The sequence below is a fragment of the Bacteroidota bacterium genome, assembly GCA_018831055.1.
Classification (GTDB): Bacteria; Bacteroidota; Bacteroidia; order Bacteroidales; family B18-G4; genus M55B132.
The window spans coordinates 1-22564 of record JAHJRE010000012.1 but is presented as its reverse complement, the minus strand read 5'-3'; the positions used below and the strand labels follow the sequence as shown (position 1 = coordinate 22564).

The 22564-nt window shown below is 42.5% G+C and carries 19 protein-coding genes; 14 read left to right on the top strand and 5 right to left on the bottom strand.

Features of this window, described 5'->3' with window-relative positions; genetic code table 11:
* From KKA81_00850 to KKA81_00795, 12 genes are all read left to right on the top strand, one after another.
* Positions 1–645, top strand: a 645-nt coding sequence (locus tag KKA81_00850; protein MBU2649457.1) for a sensor histidine kinase, incomplete at its 5' end; no start/stop codon positions are given.
* A 47-nt stretch (positions 646–692) separates the two neighbouring features.
* Positions 693–1343 (top strand): response regulator transcription factor, encoded by a 651-nt coding sequence (locus KKA81_00845; GenBank protein MBU2649456.1) that lies wholly within the window; start codon positions 693–695, stop codon positions 1341–1343.
* 204 nt (positions 1344–1547) lie between these two features.
* Entirely contained in the window at positions 1548–2063 is a 516-nt protein-coding gene (locus KKA81_00840) for a response regulator (GenBank protein MBU2649455.1), read from the top strand.
* Positions 2064–2107: 44 nt separating this feature from the next.
* Positions 2108–2584, top strand: coding sequence for an NADH-quinone oxidoreductase subunit NuoE (gene nuoE / locus KKA81_00835; protein MBU2649454.1), 477 nt, complete (start codon positions 2108–2110; stop codon positions 2582–2584).
* Positions 2575–4521: an NADH-quinone oxidoreductase subunit NuoF gene (locus KKA81_00830; GenBank protein MBU2649453.1), complete on the top strand. Its 1947-nt coding sequence runs from the start codon at positions 2575–2577 to the stop codon at positions 4519–4521. Before nuoE ends, KKA81_00830 begins: the two co-directional genes overlap by 10 nt.
* A gap of 23 nt (positions 4522–4544) precedes the next feature.
* On the top strand, positions 4545–6272 hold the full coding sequence (locus KKA81_00825; protein ID MBU2649452.1) for a [FeFe] hydrogenase, group A: 1728 nt from the start codon (positions 4545–4547) through the stop codon (positions 6270–6272).
* Between the two features lie 11 nt (positions 6273–6283).
* Positions 6284–7612 (top strand): alginate export family protein, encoded by a 1329-nt coding sequence (locus tag KKA81_00820; protein ID MBU2649451.1) that lies wholly within the window; start codon positions 6284–6286, stop codon positions 7610–7612.
* A gap of 16 nt (positions 7613–7628) precedes the next feature.
* Entirely contained in the window at positions 7629–8672 is a 1044-nt protein-coding gene (locus KKA81_00815; protein ID MBU2649450.1) for an inorganic phosphate transporter, read from the top strand.
* A gap of 11 nt (positions 8673–8683) precedes the next feature.
* On the top strand, positions 8684–9082 hold the full coding sequence (locus KKA81_00810) for a response regulator (protein MBU2649449.1): 399 nt from the start codon (positions 8684–8686) through the stop codon (positions 9080–9082).
* A 42-nt stretch (positions 9083–9124) separates the two neighbouring features.
* Complete coding sequence (locus tag KKA81_00805; GenBank protein MBU2649448.1) at positions 9125–10261, top strand: response regulator; 1137 nt, start codon at positions 9125–9127, stop codon at positions 10259–10261.
* Positions 10261–11808 (top strand): [FeFe] hydrogenase H-cluster radical SAM maturase HydG, encoded by a 1548-nt coding sequence (gene hydG, locus KKA81_00800; protein MBU2649447.1) that lies wholly within the window; start codon positions 10261–10263, stop codon positions 11806–11808. The genes KKA81_00805 and hydG overlap by 1 nt, the downstream gene beginning before the upstream one ends.
* Positions 11809–11972: 164 nt before the next feature.
* On the top strand, positions 11973–13751 hold the full coding sequence (locus KKA81_00795; protein MBU2649446.1) for a Cache 3/Cache 2 fusion domain-containing protein: 1779 nt from the start codon (positions 11973–11975) through the stop codon (positions 13749–13751).
* Position 13752: 1 nt separating this feature from the next.
* Here the strand turns inward: KKA81_00795 and KKA81_00790 are convergent, their stop codons facing one another.
* The 3 genes from KKA81_00790 to KKA81_00780 all read right to left on the bottom strand — a co-directional run bounded on the left by KKA81_00790 (position 13753) and on the right by KKA81_00780 (position 19116).
* Positions 13753–15438 (bottom strand): hypothetical protein, encoded by a 1686-nt coding sequence (locus KKA81_00790; protein MBU2649445.1) that lies wholly within the window; start codon positions 15436–15438, stop codon positions 13753–13755.
* 100 nt (positions 15439–15538) lie between these two features.
* A complete protein-coding gene (locus KKA81_00785) occupies positions 15539–18118 on the bottom strand; it encodes a T9SS type A sorting domain-containing protein (GenBank protein ID MBU2649444.1) in 2580 nt (859 codons plus the stop codon).
* Between the two features lie 149 nt (positions 18119–18267).
* Entirely contained in the window at positions 18268–19116 is an 849-nt protein-coding gene (locus KKA81_00780; protein ID MBU2649443.1) for a LytTR family transcriptional regulator, read from the bottom strand.
* Positions 19117–19346: 230 nt separating this feature from the next.
* On the opposite strand from KKA81_00780, the gene KKA81_00775 reads away from it, so the two are divergent.
* Positions 19347–20519: a hypothetical protein gene (locus KKA81_00775; GenBank protein ID MBU2649442.1), complete on the top strand. Its 1173-nt coding sequence runs from the start codon at positions 19347–19349 to the stop codon at positions 20517–20519.
* Between the two features lie 301 nt (positions 20520–20820).
* Here KKA81_00775 and KKA81_00770 read toward each other — a convergent pair whose 3' ends face one another.
* Positions 20821–21348, bottom strand: a complete 528-nt coding sequence (locus KKA81_00770) for an ORF6N domain-containing protein (GenBank protein MBU2649441.1) — start codon at positions 21346–21348, stop codon at positions 20821–20823.
* A 75-nt stretch (positions 21349–21423) separates the two neighbouring features.
* Here KKA81_00770 and KKA81_00765 point away from each other — a divergent pair, with 75 nt between their 5' ends.
* Positions 21424–22236, top strand: coding sequence for a hypothetical protein (locus KKA81_00765; protein MBU2649440.1), 813 nt, complete (start codon positions 21424–21426; stop codon positions 22234–22236).
* 4 nt (positions 22237–22240) lie between these two features.
* Here the strand turns inward: KKA81_00765 and KKA81_00760 are convergent.
* The coding region (locus tag KKA81_00760; protein MBU2649439.1) for a hypothetical protein at positions 22241–22564 on the bottom strand (324 nt) is incomplete at its 5' end.

The following is a 22564-nucleotide window of genomic DNA, read 5'->3' as shown; positions in this document are numbered from 1 at the left end:
CGGATACTGGGAGCAGTTATCAATGCTGAGGAAAAAGAAAGAGCCAGGTTATCGAAGGAACTTCATGATGGCTTGGGACCCATTTTATCCGCAATTAAGCTTTATGTCAACCAGTTGAAAGATGAAAGCGATGAAAATGAAAAACAGGAACTATTCGGTATAACTACTGACATTATTGATGAAGCAATTGAAAACACCAGAACCATTTCCAACAATCTTCGACCCAGGGTTATAGAGGAATATGGTTTAGTTAAAGCGATAAAGGAATTCATCCGTAAGATCAACAAAACACAAAAAATTGGCATTACATTTAATTCAGAGAACATTCCGGAAAAGTTGAACAAAACTCTTGAACTGATATTTTACAGGATTATCAATGAGTTGATAAACAACACAATAAAGCATGCCGGTGCTACTCATGTGGATGTTTTCCTGGAATACAGGGATGAAAGGTTAGTCCTGACCTACCATGACGATGGTGTGGGTTTTGATGAGCAGGAAATATTCGACCACGAAAGTCAGGGAATGGGTTTGAACAATATTCTGTCGAGGATACGTTCCATTGACGGAGATGTTAGTTTTGAGAGTCAACCCGGGCAAGGCATGCTGTTCAAGGCATGGGTCGACCTTAATACCCTGTCGTAATCGTAAATGATTCGTATATTTATGCCCACAAGATAAAGAAAGCAAGTATGTCGCAGCAAATGATTGATATTATTATTGTAGATGACCACGAGATATTCCGTAATGGCTTAAAAATGGTCATAAACAAGCTCAAATATGCCCGGGTGATCGGGGAAGCGGCCAATGGGAAGGAGTTTATTCAGTTGCTAGAGAAGAAAGAACCCCACATGGTTTTTATGGATATTGAAATGCCGGTAATGAATGGTATAGAAGCAACACGAAAAGCTTTGGAGGATTATCCCGATCTTAAAATAGCAGCTCTTACTATGTTTAATGATGAGGCTTATATTGAGAGCATGCTGGAAGCAGGTGCAAGAGGATTTCTTTTGAAGAACATTAACAAGGACGATCTGGAACAGGCAATCCGTACCCTCGCCAGGGGGCATACCTATTATAGTAATGAATTGTGGGATTTTTTTACCCGAAAGGTTAAAGACGACCATAAAACCGGGAAGGATGAGATCTCTTTTACCCGGAGAGAGATGGAAGTCCTTCAGCTGATGGGTGAGGGTCTGAGCAATAAAGAAATTGCCGATAAACTGTTTATTAGTGAAAGGACTGTAGTTGGTCATAAGTCAAACCTTCTTTCCAAAACCAATTGTAAAAGCACTATAGGGCTTTTATCCTATGCTATTAAGAATAAGTTAATTGAGATTTAGACCCCGTAGATAAGTACTGGTTTTTTCCCCGAACAACCTTCCTGAAAAGGAAGGTTCTATTTCCTCTTTTTCCAAGCCCACTATTCGCTTTAATCCCCATAAAAATCGGGATATTCCCACCTTGTGGCATGGTGTGCCCGGATAGTAATTTAGCCGTGTAAAATGGAACAAAAAAAAAGTTGAACCCCATAAACAATTAAAGCCATGAAAAACAACAAAATTTTGATCGTAGATGATGACATCGATGTTATCAACGTTCTGCAGGCCATCCTTGAAAATGCAGGATATCAGGTTATCCCGGCACTCAACAAGTTTGAAGGATTAAAGAAGGCCTATAAAGAAAAACCCGACCTAGCCATTCTTGATGTTATGATGACAACTCATTATGAAGGATTTGAAATGGCCAAGGAGCTGAGTGAAAACGAAGAGTTTGCGCAAATGCCGGTCGTTATGCTCACTTCCATCGACATTCTCACTACCAATAATCCCAGTGTTCAGGCTATGGCCAGGGAATTCAGGCAGGATCCACGTTACAAGGAGTTACAGGTGATTCTTGTAAAAGATGTTACTACCGGTGCATCCGGGATTGATTATCTGGCTGAAAACGGTACTTCCGTTTGGCTTAAAGTCGACGGCTTTCTTCGCAAACCGGTGGATTCCAAATTAATTCTTCCTGAGATTGAAAAGCAACTTGTAAAGAATCCCCAAATTGTACACTGAAGAAATCTAACAAACATCTGAAGGATTTAAAACAGACAACCGAAATGAAAAACACGTTGAAATCGATTATCCAGTCATATCCGGAAGCCAGGCAGGACGCTCTGATACCTGTTTTACAGGAACTTCAGGAAGCGGAAGGTTATATTTCTGAAGAAGCTGTCATCGAGGTTGGAAAACATTTAAAAATGCCCTCAAGCAAGATATATGGTGTAGCCACTTTCTATAACCAGTTCAGGTTTGAGCCCAAAGGTAAACACCATATCCAGGTGTGCAGGGGAACTGCTTGCCATGTATTGGGCTCCAAGACTGTCCTGGAAGAAATTGAGAAGCTATTGAAAATCAAGGCAGGGCAAACAACCCGTGATGGTTTATTCAGTATTGAAGTAGTTGCCTGTATTGGTGCTTGTGGACTGGCACCGGTAATTTGCATTGATGGTGAATTCCACGCTAAAGTTACGGCTGATAGTATAGCTCAGATAATAGAAACTTACAGAACACAGGAGATAGAACAATGTGCTTGAACGATCAAAATACCGTGCTAAAAGAAAAACTGATTTCGGAAGTCCTATTAAAAGATCCTGAAACCCAGGACATTCGCCGGATAATTAAAGAATTGACACGCCAAAAGATTTCCCGTCCCGTGATTTTCGTAGGAGCGGGGACTTGCGGCCTGGGAGCCGGAGCCGACAAAACGTTGAAAGCCGTCAGAATCTGGCTGGAAAAGCAAAATGTAAATGCTGACGTGATCGAAACCGGATGTATTGGTTTATGTTCGGCAGAACCCCTTATGGATGTACAACTTCCTGGCAACAACAGATTATCTTTTCAGAATGTGACTGCTGATAAAGTAGATGGCATTCTCGATCAGGTTTTCAAAATGGAAGTGCCACAGGATGATGTTCTTGGACAGTTTCGCGCCAATGGAAATATTTCCTGGGATAATGTCGATTTCATGGACGAAATACCCTTTTTCAAACCTCAAAAACGTTTGGTATTAAAGAATTGCGGGATAATTGACCCGGTTAGCATGGAAGAATACCTTGCCAATGGAGGTTACCGCAGTTTTGTCAAGGTATTGAAGACCATGTCGGGCGAAGATGTTTGTAACCTTATAGAAAAGAGTGGTCTCAGGGGACGGGGCGGTGGTGGATTCCCAACCGGGAAGAAATGGAAACTTGCACAAAAGATGAATGTGGAACAGAAGTATCTGGTGTGCAATGCAGATGAAGGGGATCCGGGTGCATTTATGGACAGGGCTGTCATTGAAGGCGACCCCCATCGTTTAATTGAAGGGATGGCGATAGCAGCTTATGCCATTGGAGCAACGAAGGCGTATATATACATCAGAGCGGAATATCCATTGGCTATTAAAAGGCTGAAAATTGCCATTCGTCAGGCCCAGGATTATGGTTTGCTTGGGCAGAACATTTTCAATAGTGGTTTTGGTTTGGATATGATCATCAAGATGGGGGCCGGCGCGTTTGTTTGTGGGGAAGAAACGGCTCTTATCCATAGCATTGAAGGCAAAAGAGGAATGCCCCGTCCCCGGCCTCCTTTTCCTACCGAAGCCGGATTGTTTGGAAAACCAACGGTGATAAATAATGTGGAAACATTATCCAATGTTTCGGCGATCCTGGATAAAGGCGCAGATTGGTTTGCATCCATCGGAACTCCTGCAAGCAAAGGAACCAAGGTTTTTGCCTTATCAGGAAAGATCTCCTTAACCGGATTAGTCGAAATCCCCATGGGAACAAGCATCCGGGAAATAATCTTTGATATTGCCGGAGGAATACGGAATAACAAAAAATTCAAATCGGTACAGATAGGAGGCCCATCAGGAGGATGTATCACGGAAGCCAATCTTGATATACCGGTTGACTATGAATCTCTTATAAAAGTCGGCGCTATGATGGGATCCGGCGGGTTGGTAGTTATGGATGAGGAAACCTGCATGGTCGATATAGCAAAGTACTTCATGGATTTCATCCAAAGGGAAAGCTGTGGCAAATGCATTCCGTGCCGCGAAGGTACCAAACGTATGCTCGAAATCCTGCAAAGTATTACCCACAGGCCATCCAATGGTTCCGACGGAGAAGTTCTCGAAAGATTCAAGGGGGTTATCCAACTGGAAAAACTCGGTAAAATCATCGGAGAAACTTCACTGTGCGGTTTGGGTAAATCTGCTCCAAACCCGGTTTTAAGTACCTTAAAATGGTTCAGAGATGAGTATGAGGCCCATATTTTCGAAAGAAAATGCCCGGCCGGGGTCTGTACCGAACTAAGGACTTTCATCATTGATGTTGATAAATGTACAGGATGTACTGCTTGTACTAGAAAATGTCCGACAGGTGCCATCATCGGATCTAAAAAATCTCCCCATTTCATTGTGGAAGATAAATGTATCGGTTGCGGAACCTGCCAGACCATATGCAAATTCGATGCTATCTCAGTAAAATAACTGCAAATCACAAGGATATAACCATGACAACCATAAGTTTGAAAGTCAATCACAAGGATATCACTGCCCGTAAAGGAGAAACCATTTTGTCTGCCCTCGAAAGAAACGGGCTCCACGTTCCTACACTTTGCCATATGAAGGGATTTCTTCCTTCAGGAGCCTGCCGGCTTTGCATAGTTGAGGACGAAAAAAGCGGCAGAATGATCCCGTCCTGCTCCTACCCTGTTGAAGAAGGAATGGAAATTCAAACCAACTCCCCAAAGGTGATAGATGCAAGAAAAACTATAGTCGAATTGCTGCTTTCAAATCATCCGGATGATTGCCTTTTCTGCGAAAGAAACGGCAATTGTGAGCTGCAAACTCTTAGCAAGGATCTTCATGTTACGGAAAGAAGAATCAAAGGAGTTAAGAACAGTTTCAATCTCGATCGCTCCAGCGCCAGTATCGTAAGGGACCCTGACAAGTGCGTCCTTTGCGGTCGTTGCGTACGAGTGTGCGAAGATATAATGGGCGTTGCAGCCATTGATCTTCAGTTCAGAGGAAGTAAATCATTGATTGGTGTTGCTTTTGGTAAGGGACTGAATACCTCCTCATGTATAAATTGCGGCCAGTGTATCATGGTTTGCCCAACCGGTGCGCTTACAGAAAAAAATCATTTTCCTGAATTATTGGAAGCATTGAATAATACACAGAAAGAGGTGGTGGTCCAATATGCTCCCGCCATATCAGTATCTATGGCAGAAGAATTTGGAATGCGCCCCGGGAAAGATATCAATGGAATTTTGAATGCAGCATTGAGGAAAATTGGTTTCGATAAAGTATTCGATACATCATTCTCAGCAGACCTTACCATTATGGAAGAGGCATCAGAACTGGTCGAACGGCTGCAGCACGGCGGCAGTATACCGATGTTTACCAGCTGTTGCCCGGCATGGACAAAATACATGGAAGAGTTTGAGCCGGAGATGCTGGGTCATCTTTCCACATGCAAATCACCTCAGCAAATGCTCGGTGCCATAATAAAATCACATTACGCCGAGATGACAGGCATCCAGCCTCAGGATATATATTCAGTTTCCATTATGCCTTGCACAGCAAAGAAGTTTGAGGCACAAAGAGAAGAAATGACGCATAAAGGAATTACCGATGTTGATGCCGTCTTAACTACCCGTGAGCTTGTAAAACTGATAAAAATGTATGGCATCGACCTTTCAAAGCTTCAGCCGGAAATGGCCGACTCTCCCATGGGAATGCGCAGTTCTGCAGGGAAATTATTTGCAGCTTCTGGCGGTGTGATGGAGGCAGCTATCCGTACTGCCCATTATATGATTACAGGAAAGGAAATGGTTCGCTTCCAGGTGAATGAGATTCGCGGACTTAAAGGCAGAAAGGAAGCCAGGATAAGTGTCGGTGGTATCGAGCTTGGCGTGGCCGTTGTCAGCGGATTGGCTAATGCTAAGGTTCTTCTGCAAGAAATAAAAGAGGGAAGAAAAGATATCCATTTCATCGAAGTAATGTCATGCCCGGGTGGATGTATCGCCGGAGGAGGACAGCTCATCAGCAATAACTGTCATGATGTTCAGTCACGACTGAAAACCCTTTATGAAATTGATGAAAAGGAGTCAATAAAGGTATCGCACAGAAACCCTGAGATCCGGGAATTGTACGACAAATTCCTTGGAAAACCTCTCGGACATAAAAGCCATGAATTATTGCACACAACCTATAAAAAACGTGAAGTATTGCTTTAAAAAAAAGTAATATGAAAACAATTATCAACATATATACATTCATTCTTGTAGCGCTTTTCCTAAACGTTCCTTCATATGCACAATTGGAAGTCTCTGCAGAAATTCGCCCGCGTGGCGAATTTCGCAGGGGCTATAAATCATTAGTTACCGAAGCTGAAAAGGACAATCCGTCTGTAGTGTTTTCGCAAAGAACGAGATTGGGTGTAGATTATAAAAGCAGCATTTTCAAAGCAAGGGTAATATTGCAGGATGTCAGGGTATGGGGCGATGAGAGCCTTTATTCATCCACGGGTGTTTTTGGCGATAAAGGGAGTACAGATCTTTATGAAGCCTGGCTTCAGATAAGCTTATATAAAGATTTTATGGTCAAAGTTGGCCGACAGGAATGGAAGTATGACGATTTACGGCTCTTATCAAACCGCAACTGGAACCAGCGGGGAATTACCTATGATGGTGTGCTTTTGGGTTTACGAAATGAAAAGTGGCAGGTAGATGGTGGATTTAGCTGGAATAATGAAGAAGAGTCACTTATTAATGAACCTTATAATCCTGCAAAGATACGAACCCTCGACTTCATTTATCTTAAAAGAAACTTCAACAGGGGATTATCTGCCTCTCTCATAGCTCTTACAAATGGCTATCAGAAAAACGATACTTCCATGGTTATATACCTCCGGGGAACCTATGGTGCCAATGTCTGGTATGAGCATGATTTTTTAAGACTGCATGGAGCCGGTTATTACCAGAATGGGAAAAACAATAGCGGGGTAAACGTAAGTGCTTATGCATTTATAGCATATGCCGGATTTAAGTTTAAAAATTGGACGTTCGGACCTGGTTTGGAATGGTTTTCCGGAAATGACAGGCTCAGGAATAAAACGGGAGAGGATAAGACCGATCATTTCTTCGATGTGCTTTATGGAGCCCGTCACCGCTACTACGGATACATGGATTATTTTAACAATATGAAAAAAGCAACCGGTGGCTCCGGTTTGATCGATGCGTACTTTAAAATCGATAAGACTTTTCTGGACAAGCACAATATCGAACTTTCCTGGCATTACTTCGCCCTGGAAAACCATTATCAGGTTGAAGAATTGCCCGGTCAATACAGAAATCTCGATCCATACCTGGCATCGGAAGCAGACCTGGTTTATACATACACAATGAACAAATGGTTTAACATGAACGTCGGTTATTCCATTTTTCTTCCTAACTCAACCATTGAAACTATTAATGGACTCAGTGAAGGTTCCTCTGTGACAGGGCATTGGGCATGGGTAATGCTCACTTTTAAGCCCGTAATTTTTAACAGTGATTTGTATGTAACAAAAAAGTAAAGCCATGTTGTCACCCATGTTAAATATTATTCTCATCCCGTTGTTGATAGCAATGTTCCTTGCTGTCAACATGGGTGGCAGCGGAACGGCTCCGGCTTTTTCTGCGGCTTATGGAGCGAATCTTATCAGGAAAGACGCTATTCCCGGACTTTTCGGGATTTTTGTATTCCTGGGTGCCATAATCGCAGGGAAAGCAGTAGCAACTACTGTGGGAAAAGGAATTATGCCTGCTGAATACATGACACTGACCATCACTTCCGTTGTTTTACTATCAGTAGCCCTCTCTCTGTTATTTGCAAATATTCTTGCAATCCCCCAGTCGACCAGTCAATCAACTGTATTTGCCCTGATGGGTCCGGCAATTTATTTCGATGTATTGAATACTCATAAGCTTTTTGTTGAGATCATCCCAACGTGGTTTGTCTTACCTCTTATCTCGTTTTTCATAATGTACCTGATCGGTAAATTCCTTTATAAACCGGTAAGAAAAATGAAATTCGTGAATAAATATATAAAATACGACCACATTGCAAATCATCCGGGGCTTAAATTTTTCATCATCCTCGGGTCCCTGTATGTAGCGTTTTCGATTGGATCAAATAATGTTGCAAATGCGTCCGGACCTATATCTTCAATGATTCTGAATGAGTTGAATATAGAACCACATCATAATAATTTCATTCTGATTATGATACTTTCTACTCTTATGATTGCCCCCTGTTTCGGGATTGGCAGCTCCATCTTCGGTCATAAAGTAGTAAGTTCAGCAGGAAAGGACATTGTCGAGTTCGGCCCCCTGGGAGGCTTGGCAATATCCCTGCTTTCTGCAACTCTGCTTTTACTTGCCTCCGTATCCCGCGGAATACCAACTTCACTGGTCCAACTGAACACAGGTGCTATACTTGCACTGGGTGTGGTAAAAATGGGATGGAAAAACACTTTTCGCCAGAAAGTTGTCGAAAGATTCTGGCTGATTTGGATCATCGCTCCGATCATTTCTCTGCTGCTTTCATTGTTGTTTCTGATCATAGCTGATGGAATTGGAATTTTACACTATTAAAAATCAATTAAATGAAAACACTGGATTATAAGACTGTTCTAATCATTGATGACGACCCCGATTATCTTTATCAACTTAAATTCCATGTTGAAAAGATGGGATTTAAAGTTTTAACCGCCGATAATCAAAAAGACGGAGAAACTCTTATTGAACAAAACAAACCTGATCTGGCCATTGTTGATCTGATGATGGAAAACAAAGACAGTGGTTTTATCCTGAGTTACAAGATTAAAAGGAAATACCCTGAAGTGCCTGTTATCATTGCAACAGCCGTTACAGCCGAAACAGGTATGATCTTCGGACTCGAATCGGAAGAAGAAAGAAAATGGATAAAAGCAGATCTGTATATTGAAAAAGGTATTCGTCCGGATCAGTTAAATCGTGAAATCGGCAAACTCCTGAAAATGTGAGTTTAGTCAAAAGTATGAACGAATAATTCAAAAAAAAATGTCATGAGTGTTCTGAAAGTTTTGGTGGTAGACGATGAACCGGGAATCAGGTCAGGTATCCTCAGGATCCTGAAGAATTACACGGTTGGATATCCCTTTATGGAAGAGGATTTCTCATTTGAAGTCATAGAGGCTTCTACCGGAGAGGAAGGGATTGCTATAATGGAAAAAGAACCTGTTGACATAGTCCTGCTCGACAATAAATTACCGGGTATCCAGGGCATCGATGTTCTGGCACACATCAATGATAAGCAATACGATATGGCCGTTATGATGATCACATCGTATGCTTCTCTTGACCTTGCAGTGAAGGCAACTACCACTGGTGCCCATAGCTTTATGCCCAAGCCTTTTACTCCGGATGAGTTGAGGTCATCGGTGGAGAACATCACAAAACACCTCTTCCTGAGAAGGATGACCCGGAAAATGAAACAGGAGGGAAGGGAGATCCGTTTCCAGTTCCTTTCTGTTCTGTCGCATGAATTGAAATCTCCCCTTAATGCTATCGAAGGATATCTTAAGATTATGCAAGACGAGCAGGTCGGAGAAAAGATCAGCGATTACTCAATGATGATCAACCGCTCCCTGGAAAGGATAAAAGGGATGCGAAATCTGATCATGGATCTTCTTGATATGACCAAGATCCAGTCGGGAAAAAAAGCCAAGGAATTAAAGAAGATTGATTTATCACAAGCAGCCCGCATTTCTGCCGACACTTTTGAACCTATTGCCATTCAAAAGAACGTAAAAATCCATCTCGATGCCCCGGATAATATGATTTATCTGGCTGATTCCGATGAAATGGAGATTATTTTCAACAATCTGATTTCCAACGCGATTAAGTACAACGTTGATAACGGAGATGTCTTTATTACTATCCGTAATGATGACAGTACCTTCAGAATTTTAATTGAAGACACTGGAATAGGGATTTCTGAAGAAGATCTTGGGAAGCTTTTCCAGGATTTTGTCCGGATTAAAAACAGCCGTACCAGGGATATTACCGGCAGCGGTCTCGGATTATCTATAGTAAAACAATTGGTCGACAGTTATGGAGGAAATATTGAAGTAAGCAGTAAGCCGGATTCGGGCAGTTGCTTCAGGATTGCCCTCCCGGCCAGGCTAAACCAACAGGAATAATGAAAACATACAATAATATCAAACAGCCTATCCCGGTCAAAGAATGGTCGCAAAACATCATTCGTCAGGAAGAGATTGATAAATACTTAATTGATGGCAAGGATTTCATTGATGAAGCTACGATTTGGGAACAATTAAATACAAATACGAATCCTGATCCTGAAAGGGTCAGGGATATATTAAAGAAATCATTATCTGTTGAACGGCTTGAACCCGAAGAAACTGCAACACTGCTTAATGTAAAGGATGAGGCTTTGTGGGAAGAAATGTATGAGACAGGCCTGAAGGTCAAGCAAAAAGTTTATGATAATCGCATTGTGTTTTTTGCACCCTTGTATTGCAGCAATTTGTGTGTTAACAGCTGTTCCTATTGCGGATTCAGGAAGGAGAATAAAAAAGAGCAACGCAGGGTGCTCACAATGGAAGAAATTGTGAAGGAAACCCGTGCCGTTGTGTCACAGGGGCATAAAAGGATGATCGCTGTCTATGGTGAACATCCTTCTTCCGATATCGATTATATCGTTCAATCAATGGAAGCCATTTACAGCGTTTCCGAGCCTGCTCCCAACGGAACAGGCAGGGGCAACATTCGCAGGATCAATGTCAATGCTGCTCCAATGTCTGTTGCAGATCTAAGAAAACTCCTGGATGCAGGACTCGGAACGTACCAGGTATTTCAGGAGACATATGACAAAAAAACCTATGCACAAGTACATCCTGCAGGCCCAAAAGCAAATTACCGCTGGAGATTATATGCCCTCCACCGTGCCATGGAAGCAGGTATTGACGATATGGCTATCGGGGCACTGTTTGGATTATACGACTGGAGATTTGAAGTCATGGGACTTCTCTATCACGCCATCGATCTGGAACGCCAGTTTACCATTGGTCCACATACTATTTCTTTCCCAAGATTAACCCCGGCGGAAGGCTCCTGGTTAAGTACGCATTCAAAATACCTCGTAAATGATGACAACTTTAAAAAACTGGTTACGGTGCTGAGATTATCTGTTCCTTATACCGGCTTGATCATAACCGCCCGCGAACATCCTGAAATAAAAAAAGAAGTGATTAAGGTAGGATGTACCCAAACCGATGCTTCTACAAGAATTGGAATAGGTGGATACACGGAAGCCATGAAAGAACTCGGTATACGGCAGGATCTGGGCCAGGTTAAATGTAAACAGCAATTTATGCTGGGCGATACACGAAGCCTCGATGAAGTGATAAAGGAACTTGCTGAAATGGGGATGATAACCTCATTCTGCACTGCTGGTTACCGGTGTGGACGGACAGGGGATAAGATCATGGGCCTGCTAAAAGGTTGCGTGGAAGGTAAATTCTGTAAACTAAATGCAGTACTTACTTTTAAAGAGTATCTTGATGATTATGCTTCTCAGGAAACGAAAATCCTGGGAGAGGAACTGATTGAAAAAGAGTTATCCCAAATAAGGGAAATGCCCTTCTTTAAAACTACCCGCTTGCTCGACAATTTTGAGAAATATTACCAAAAAGTAAAGGAAGGGGAGAGGGATGTTTACATTTAATAGGGTACAAGATACAGGTTACAGGTTGCAGGGAGCGAGGGGTGATGAGAAAAGTGTGTGGGATAACGAGACACGTGACTTGAAACCTGTAACCTGCAACCTGAAGCCTGCACCCTGTAACTTGTAACCTGCAATTTAATAAACGAGTTAAACATTTTAGCACGATGAAACGCTGGCTTAAGAGATTAACCATAAAACTCAAGCTTTTTCTGCCGGTGTATATGGGGATCATTCTTTCCATTTCGATCATTACCTGGTTTTCTATCAGCAAATCCACTCAGAACATTCATGAATCTGTGGAGCAAACTCTGAGCATGGAGGTCCAAACTCTACAGAAGATGATGGCAAGGGAAAGGGCTCTTAAATTGGAAAATGTAAGTAAAAACCTCAAAGTTGCCAATAAGGTTTTTTATTCCAGGAAATTTGAAACAGGAGAAACCGACATCACAATAGTTACCATTAACCAGATCACAAAAAGAAAGCATCCTGTTGATGTTAAAGAATGGTTTCTGGATGGTAAGGAATTACATAGTGATAATAGCTTCATTAATGAAATTGTCGATCTGGTAGGAGGGACTGTGACCGTTTTTCAGAAAATCGACAGCGGGTATATGCGAATCTCGACCAACGTTTTGAAATCCGATAGTACCAGTGCCTGTGGAACCTTTATTCCATTTGATTCACCTGTTGCAAAGGCTATTGCCAGAGGTGAGACATTTTATGGAAGGGCTTATGTTGTCAATGATTGGTATATAACTGCATATGAACCCATTTATTTTAATAATGAGCTTATTGGGATTTTGTATGCCGGAGACAAGGAGAAGGACCTGGACGTGTTGCGTGGTATTCTGTATGGATTAAAGATCGGTAAAAGCGGATATCCTTTTGTTTTCGATGAAGAAGGTACGATGATCATCCATCCTGAAGCAGAAGGGGAAAACTGGAAAGACAAAGAATTTATCCAGGAAATCCTAAACAACAAGAAAGGGATTATTAAATATAGAAATGGGGGAGGGGATAAGCAGATTATAGCTTACAGCTATTTCGACGGTTTCAGGTTTTTTGTCGCAGCATCCATGTCACTAACCGAGGAAACAAAAGACCTGATCCGGCAACTTGTTATTTCATCCGTCATTACTGCCATTATTTTCATAATCCTCCTGTCTTTCCTGGTTTATTTTTTTACTACGGAGAACATTCACACTTTTCTGAAGCAACTGGAAGTATCGAACCGACAATTAGCTTCTGCAAGGGCAACCATCCAACGTAACGAAAAACTGGCCCACATGGGACAAGTTTCGGCCGGGATAGCACATGAAGTGAATAATCCATTGGGGGTGATCCTGATGCATGCTCATCTTCTAAAAGAGGAGGTACAAAAAGATTCACAGATTTACGAAGATCTTGAGTTGATTGCTTCTCAGGCCGACCGTTGTAAAAACATTCTTTCAGGATTGCTGAATTTTGCCAGGAACAATAAGGTAAAGCCAGAGGAAATCAGCGTATCAAAGTTATTGCGGAATGCGTTGAACAGTGTAGTGATTCCCTCAGGGATCCAGGTAACGGCCGATTATGAGAATGAAAATCAGTTGATCAACCTGGATACTGAACAAATGAATCAGGTTTTAACAAATCTTCTGAAGAATGCTGTAGAAGCTATGAAAGGAAAGGGGACGATAAGAATCAGAACCGAGAAACATCATCACCAGACCAGAATTATTATCAGCGACACTGGTCCTGGAATTCCAAAAGAAAACCTTGAAAAGCTTTTTGAGCCGTTCTTTACAACCAAGGAAATGGGTAAGGGCACAGGGCTTGGACTAGCCGTGTGTTATGGGATTATAAAGATGCATAAAGGTCAAATATCCGTTGAGTCTAATGCAGACCCTTCCGAAGGCGAAACAGGTACTACATTTACCATTAGTTTGCCATTATGTGAATAACCTACCTGGGCCAGTTCCCCGTCCTGAACCTGAACAGTAATTCCTGCCCGAAATCAGCTGGGAACCTTTGCAAAGTATCTCCTTCCGTACTCCAGATTTCTATTCTTCCGTTTTTTCCTACCAGATCGGGATTGTCATAATAATTCCACCAATGCCTGACCATACCATCTTCCTGTGAATCTGACAGCCTGAATTCATAACAGCCTTCTTCCAGGAAAATCCGGTCATTATAAGTTGTACTGTCCTCAAAATAAAATCTTTCGAATAAGACCCTTCCGTTAACGTCTGTTATTTGACAGGTATTATCCCTGGCTCTTCCCAGGTCGTTGGTTTCAATATGCAGAATGAAACTTTCAGGAAGCAATTGAGGCATCCGGATTATGGAAGTCATGATATTATTGGCAGGATATTTATCCTGCATGTTATTGGGTTTATCAATTGTGACCTGAAACGTGCAACCTTCTGTCATACCCTTCCAATCTGGATCCGGTAAAAGCACCTCCTCCGTCTCCATAAATAAGAGAAAGCCTTTCCAAACAAACTGACTGTGTTGCCCATCATGAATACCGTAATTGATAATCAGGCTTTTCAGCGGTAATCTTCCGGTATTTCGTATAACAATCACAGGATTTGAGCATATCGGATTGATACGGCTGTAATCATCTTTATCACTGGGGGCAATAATGTCATCAATCCTGGCATCGATGGAAAAGTTAGGGGGGCTGTAACTGATAAGTTGGTGCGACATTCGGAATTCGCCATTTCTCTCGCTGTTATCCCTGTAAGGCTCAATTCCGTAGTCGATGAGCAGGGTATCCCCTCCGTGATATTTTCCGGTGAGATCAAAATCATATTCATCCACCTTGGTTCCGGGGCACCAACCCGCCCGGTCAAAAGGCCATGTGCCACCCTGGGGGTAAATAGGATTAAATCCACAGTCTTTCCAGACATTCCAGCGGTAATGATCCCAGTCGTCGATATAATAAGTATGCGTTTTACTGTCCCACTCACAGCAATTCCGCGGACCTTCATGTCCGTGACCTGAAATCCTGGCCCGGAGAAGGAACCCATGTGCATCAGGATTGAGTACCACTTCTATTTGTTTCAGAACACTGTCGTCGGCAAGCTGTCCGTAATTGTAAGTGCCAAAAGGATAAAGATTCTCAATGGAGATGACATCCCTGGGTGGTGTTCCTGGTATGAAAAGAAATTTTAAATCGAGTAGTTCCTGGTTATTACCGCTTTCAATTTCTGTAAGCCCCCGGAGAAGAGGGGCATAATCCGTCACATCGTAATACCAGGTCCAACCTTGTTCCCCACCCATTTTCAGTCTTTTACCATAAGGAGTGACAAAACTGCCTAATTGAAAAGCCTCCACGGTGTCGCCCTTAGGTTTGAACACAAAGGTATGGGTCAGGTAATCCCATTCTCCACAAGGGTATTGGTCCCCTTTGGTAGCAGAATCGCACTTCAGGGTTTTAACCATCACTATTTTTTCCCATTTCAATGGACCCATAGGGAACATGAACTTTCCCCTGTAAGGTGCATTCCAGCCTTCCGGACTGGGATCCCGGAAGGTAAAGGCTTGTACTATGACCGTATCCCTTGTTGCCGTGTTTTCAGGAGTTGCAATTATTACACCTTGAAAAGAAAGGGATAAAGCAAGGATAATAAGTATTTCTTTCATAAATATTGGATTATTCATGAGTAAAAATAAGCAAAGGGATTATCTGTTCGGAATTTTTTTCCTGTAAGATAATCCCTTTACCGGATTGCACGAATGTAGATTATTTAAGCAGTATCTTTCGGATATATTCCTGTCCGGAATGATTGATCCGAAGAATATAAGGTCCCCTTGCCAGGTGCTTGAGGTCAACCTCGATAATGGATTCTCCGGAAATATTGTATAAATTCTCACTCCAAACGGTCTTGTTCATCATATCATGAATTGTCATAATGCATTTATCCGATTGAGCATCGCTGATCTTAATATTAATGATATCGGATGCCGGATTTGGAAAAACTGATATTACACCTGGATTTTCGACAATTTCTCCGGTTTGTACCGGGGGATTGATCAAGGGTGTTTCCCAGAAACCGCGTCCATAGGTGGCTGCTTTTATCTTTCCCGACAAGTAATTGATCTCAAGCTCATAAATGATAACATTTGGAAGTCCGTCATTGAAATCCACCCATTCATCAAGATCATCATCCATATAGTAGATACCGATATCCGTTCCGACATATATTCCGTTATTGGAGCCGTTTTCATAAACCAGGCAATTTGCCGGCATATTGGGTAAGTTCAGGGTCATGTTCTGCCATGAATCCCCAGCATCCTGACTGTAAAAGACCTTGTTTCCCGCATCAAATCCCTGAAAAGTTACCCAGATATGTTCCGGGTTATCCGGGGCTATGCAAATGTCGGATAAACCCAAACCGTAAGGCAGACCTGAAGAAATGTCCTCCCACTCCTGTCCGTAATTCCTGGATCTCCATATTTTTAAGGCAGTTGCAGTATACAGGTAGTTTGTATCCGAAGGGGCAATTTCGAGTGATTGTAAGGGTAATTGGGTCGTCAATCCGGATGATATCTGGATCCAGTCTGTTCCCCGGTTGGTACTCAAATATACATCGTAAAATGCTGAGTATATGGATTTCGGATTTATGGGATTGATAATAAAAGGAGGGTTAAACAAGGATTTGGTTACACCGGGAGGATGGATCTGTGTGTATTGTATTCCTCCATTCATAGACCTCACAAGACCGGTTCCCACTCCTCCATAATACATGATCTGGGGGTTTGTATAATCGAAGAAATTGTCGCAACCTTCGGCCAGGACTATCTCGGTGTATCCTTCTTCATCAAACAGGGTTGCACCGTTATCCTGCGGACTGACCATGGCCAGGTCATCATCTTCCTGGTAAAGTCCCAGTCTGTAAAGTTGGTAGATCACTATCCCGTCGCTTATATCTATCCAGTCGGTACCACCGGGTAATAGTTCGCAAAGACTTCCGTCGGTGGAGGTGTATAACTTGTTGTTCAGGTAATTATACTGAATTGAGTGTATATCAGCATGAACATAATCAGCGCCGGCGTATCCTAGCCAGTGGGCATTGATTTCCCAGGAAGCCCCTCCATCAAACGATTCCCAGATGTTAACCCCTCCAACGTAAATATGGTTGGCATCAGTGGGATCTATAGCCAGTGAAACCGTAAACCAGCCCTGTCCCCCGGTATCATTTCCGTATTGTGACCAGCCGAGCAGGTTGAGCGTGTTTCCGGCAGAGGCATGTATCCAGGAATCACCACGGTTATCGGAACGGTATAGTCCATAAAACCCGGAATTGGAGGCATCGGAGCAGAGAAGGTATACTATATCTGGATTTGCAGGCGTAACCCCAATGGTTATCCGGTTTACATCATAGCTTGAAAATGGCAGGTTTGTCAATGCCTCAAACGATTCTCCTCCATTGAGTGACCTGAAAACATGCACATTCCCTGAATAGCTGAAAGTTGAAGCATAAACAGTACTGAAATCGCCCGGAGCAAAAGAAATATCTTTGATATTACCCGGTTGAACCAGGCTCCAGTCATCTCCTGCATTTACCGTACGGTATATACCGGAGTTTGTAGCAGCAAGCATAATATCGGGGTTTGCTGGGTTCATAAGCAACTCGTATACAAATCTTTTTTGCTGGACATTAAATGAAAGGCCCGTTTCTTCCCAGTCGACACCGCCGTTATATGATTTCAATACACCGGCACTATATGTTTCCCACCAGACATCCCGTGTGCCGGTTGCAAGATATATCGTATCCGGGTGCTGAGGATGTATTTCAACATCAGAAACACCCAGTGTCGGGAAATAATCGTTGAGAACTTCCCAGGTAACTCCACCGTCTGTTGTTTTCCAGCATCCGCCGGAAGGAGCCCCGATATAAAAGATATCAGGGTTGGCAGGATGGAAGGAAATACAATCGATACGACCAATACCCCCTTTTCTGCTACCACTCAGGATGGGAGGAGCATAAAAGGGCCCCAGACACGACCAGCTGCCATAACGGGTATCGCGTTGAGCACGTTCACGGATAATCCGGTTGCTTTCGTTCCAGTAATGATGGGATGGGAAGCTGCCGGTTTCATCCATTCGTCCGTTCATAAAAAACTCCATCCGCCTGAATTGCTTAATGGCCTTGATGGAAGGAGCATCCTCAGAGGCAAGCCATTCCTGGAAAGCCTTTTTGTGGATGTTAAAATCGGTAATCCGACCCGGTTCATCAGGCAAAAACCTGATCCAGGGCTGGGCAGTAAATGTGAGTGGCAGGAAGCATAAAAGTAAAACTGTTACAAATACATTTTTCATAATGGTAAAGGTTTTGATTGTAGTTGAAATTCAGGAACAATTTAGCATGGAGATCCTTATTTAGCAGGTCATAGAAAACAATCAGGTATTTTGAGTTTACCGATGACAGTGTTTAACTTCCTGTGATGAGGGTAGAAAGAGTAGGATAACTAAACCGAAGTAGTGAATTTTGACAAAACTTCCATAATATTGGTGAAATACTTTGCAGAAACCGGAAGCAAGGTCGGAGATGGAGCATCCAACTCCAGGTGGAATCCATCCTTTTCCTTGCGGATGATTTTTACCTTGGCCACATTTACCATGAAAGACCTGTGACACCGTATGATATGGAGTGGACGGAAAAGCTCCTCATAGTTTTTGAGGGAGTTTCTTATCAGGAATTTCGACATTTTGGAACCGCTTACATAATGCAGGGTAACGTAATTATCAGCTGATGACAAATATACCAGATCGTCCTGTATGATGGAAATTCGCATGGTTCCCTTCTCATCATGAAATGGGATCATTTTTGAAGGAGTACTTCCTGCAAGTCCCTCGTCTGAAAACTTATCAAGTTTTACAGCATTTTCTCTCCACGACAAATAAAGCCAGATGATGGTATATGGGAGCAATAAGACCAGGGATGTGTTTTTTATGGAAGCAGTCATTATGTCGATGAAATCACGTTGATACTGGAGGATAAATCTAACAAATATGGCATAAACAAAGGCCATACTCAGGATTTCACCCAGTACCCATATAGCATACTGCCAGTAGTTCAGAGATTTAAACCTGGAATACAGGAACATGATAATACGGCTGATCACAATTACCAGCATACCGGTAAGAATAACCAGGCTGGAGTATAGAAAGAGCTGGATCTTGTTAACATCCAGCTGACTCTTTACTTCAAAGGGAGCGTAAACATTTATGAATATCAAAGCAAAGACTGCGGTAAAAACAACGAGGGCGACAATGTTTTTCCTGCTGGTAAGGTAATCCGGTATTTCTTTTTCCAGGATGAACATGCCTGAGATGATGGATAATTTATTACAAAGTTAATTTTAATCGCCAAATACAGAAAAAAGTCCGGGATAAATATAATCCCAACGGGTAAGCTCATCCCACTATTTCAAAATTCACCCCTTTATTAAACATTTCGCAACATTGCACCTGAGTTGATAACCTTTATTTGATTCATAAGGGTTTTGGAGGATAATTTTGTCTGCATAAAAGCGGGATCATTGCCATGCGATATATACACGGAATATCTGGTTCATCAGACACGCAGGAAGTATTTTCAGTGAAAGAAAGATACCGGGATATTTCTTTTACGGACAGAATAAGGTTTGAATCCCTTTTTAATAGCATACTTGTAAACGGTGGACCTGTTCGGGAGGAAGAACTCATGGGTTTAAGTGCTATACCGGATAAAGACATTCATGAAAACCGCCGGTTCAGTATCCCGCTTATGATTCCAAATTCGGGGAAGCCCAAAGGGCTGATCCTTTTGTTACACGGTTTGAATGAAAAGAGTTGGAATAAATATTGGAGCTGGGGGAGAATTTTGTCGGAAAGTACCGGAAATGCCGTAGTATTTTTCCCATTATCCTTCCACATGGACAGGGTCCCTTCAACATGGTCGGATCGCCGTGCAATGTCGAAATTGATAAAATTCAGGAACAGGGAAGGAAGGGAGAATTCATCCGTAAGTTTTGCAAATGTTGCCATAAGCGAGCGACTTGAAAATGTCCCGGAACGATTTGTTTTAAGCGGATATCAGAGTATAATGGACATGTTGAATTTTATCCGGGGAATTCGTTCCGGGAAGTCTGATTTTTCCTGCGATATACCCATAAACATTTTCGGATACAGCATTGGAGCATTTCTTTCCCAGGTGATTGCGTTGGCAAATCCAGGAGGTTTGTTTGATGATACAAAGTTTTTCCTGTTTTGTGGAGGTTCTGTTTTCAGCCGGATACGGGGAGCATCAAAATATATTATTGATGAAGCGGCATTCAATCGGCTGCTTGAATTCTATCGCGATCCCGGGACGATGTCAATAAGCCGTATTGAAACTTTTCACGAAGTAATGGAATCACCGGCTATCGGAAACGCTTTCAAAACCATGCTTTATCCCGGAGAACTGGAAGCATCGCGAATAGCAAGGTTTGAGGATCTCAGGGATCAATTAAAGGTAGTGGCCTTAATGAACGACAAGGTTTTTCCCTACCAGGATATTATTCATTCCATTTCCGGTGAAAAAGGAATGGAAGAAAACATTGAAATATTGGATTATCCTTATGATTACCGGCATGAAAATCCTTTTCCTGAAAAGGAAATGATGAATTCAACTGCTGCATCTGCATGTTTTGATCATGTATTCAGCATTGCCTCAGGTCATTTTACAGGGCAGAAATAAAGATATTCGTCCTTTAAATGTTCTTCATACGCAAATTGGTTAAACCCTGGTTAAACAGGGAAGGACGGAACAAAAAGGCTTGCTGCGGCGAGCCTTTTTTACAGATGACATCTCCCCCGGGGGAGATGTCATCTGTGTCTGTTTATTAACAGAAAGTTACAGGCGACAGGTTGCAAGCGACAACGCATCACTCATCACCCACACTACCTGCAGCCTGCAGCCTGCAGCCTGTAACCTGCAACCTGCAGCCTGCAACCATAGAGCAGATAGCTTGATATTAATCATTCCCGATACTCATTTTTTATTTTTCTTTTCCGATTTTATATCCAATTTTAGGTCGGTTTTTATCAAGTTGTTCCTGGTGCATTAATTCCCGGATTGCTTTAAAGATTATTTTGAATTGCTTGTCATATTTTGATTCAAGTTCCAGTATTTTCCGTTCAAGTTCTTTATGTGTTGATAGAAGTTCCCGTAATTTAACAAATGCTCGTACTATTAATACACTTGTCTCAACCGCTGTTGCCGTATTTAATACATTTGCCAGCATAATGGTGCCGTGTTCAGTGAAGGCATATGGATTTGTTCTGGAAAATTTCAATTTTTCAAGGTGGTCGCAATTGGCGATAACCTCTTGCTTTTCTTCATTTGTCAATTGAAACATAAAATCTTCCGGAAATCGGTTTTTGTTGCGCTTTACTTGTTCGTTAAGTCTGCTTGTTTTGACTCCGTATATTTCAGCCAAGTCATTGTCGAGCATGACTTTTTGTCCCCGAATGATTAAGATTGCTCTGTCTATTTTCTCTAATGGTATTAAGCTTTTTCTTTCCATATTGTTTAGGTTGTCGCATTTTGCGATATCCTCTGTAAATATAAATAAGTTTTGTTTGTGGTTATTTTTTAGCAGATGACATCTCCCCCGGGGGAGATGTCATCTGTGTCTGACCACAGCATGTGGTTTGACTGCGTTGACAACAATGTCTGCACCAGCCCCGGAAGCGAAAGCCCCTGCGGGATAAGCGACAACTTCGAACACAACCCAACCTGCGAATGGCTCAGCAGTGAATGCGACGCAAACGGCTGCGACTTCACAGCGTACAGCGAACCTAACTGGAATGATTTACTACAAACTTATGCTTATTTATTACCACAAACAGGATTTCCAAATTGCCAATTAAGATTTGTATCTGGTTCATGGGTAGCAACGAATTGTCCGCCCGGCGTTGATGAGTCTGACATCGTCCTCCCACCATCTGTTGATGATGCAGTAGTTGCTGTCAACACTGCTTATGCTTCTCAGGGTTTATCCACTGATAAGTACGAGTTGTACGCTATGTGTCGGTTGTTTCATTGCAGTGCGGGCAAGGACGGCGACCTCCCGCCTTTCGTTGATGACATGGCTGTCAATAGTTACCTCGCGAGGCATTGTTGCCCCATGGGAACATACTGGGACCCGAGCATACAAGAATGCCAGGATTTCACTGAGTGTTATGATCCTGACCCAGCCGAGAAACCCTGCCAATACGACTTCAACAACGACTTCGAACAATGGCTGGAAGACGTCAAAGGAGCAACGAACGCGATATGGGCTCCTCAGGATTGTATCTTTGATCATGAAATAAGTATTGGAACAACAGACTCAGTTCTTTGCTGTCCTATATGGGAAGGCGGCAAAAAGATGCATTTATGGAAAAATATAGCTTACTATATTCAGGAATAATTCTTTAGAATCTTGTGCCGGGATTAAAATTGTACAGTAGGTGGAAGCATTCCTGCCCTGTATGGTTGATTATCCACTGCCCATTCTCATAGCTTAAAATTGGAGGGTCATTACCGCTGATATCATTCAAATCACCGACAGCCTGCAAAATCTCAATACCATAAGTAGGTGTTGAAAATCCGTTATGCGGCCACCTCGCGTAGCACCAGATTATTTCTCCAGTTGTAATATTACAGCTGGTTGCGTTGCTTGCGCTGAAGCTTGGGTCGATGGCCATTTGCAGGTAGGGCGTGCTTGGCTGGGTGTTGTCTTCTTCGTACTGCATGTT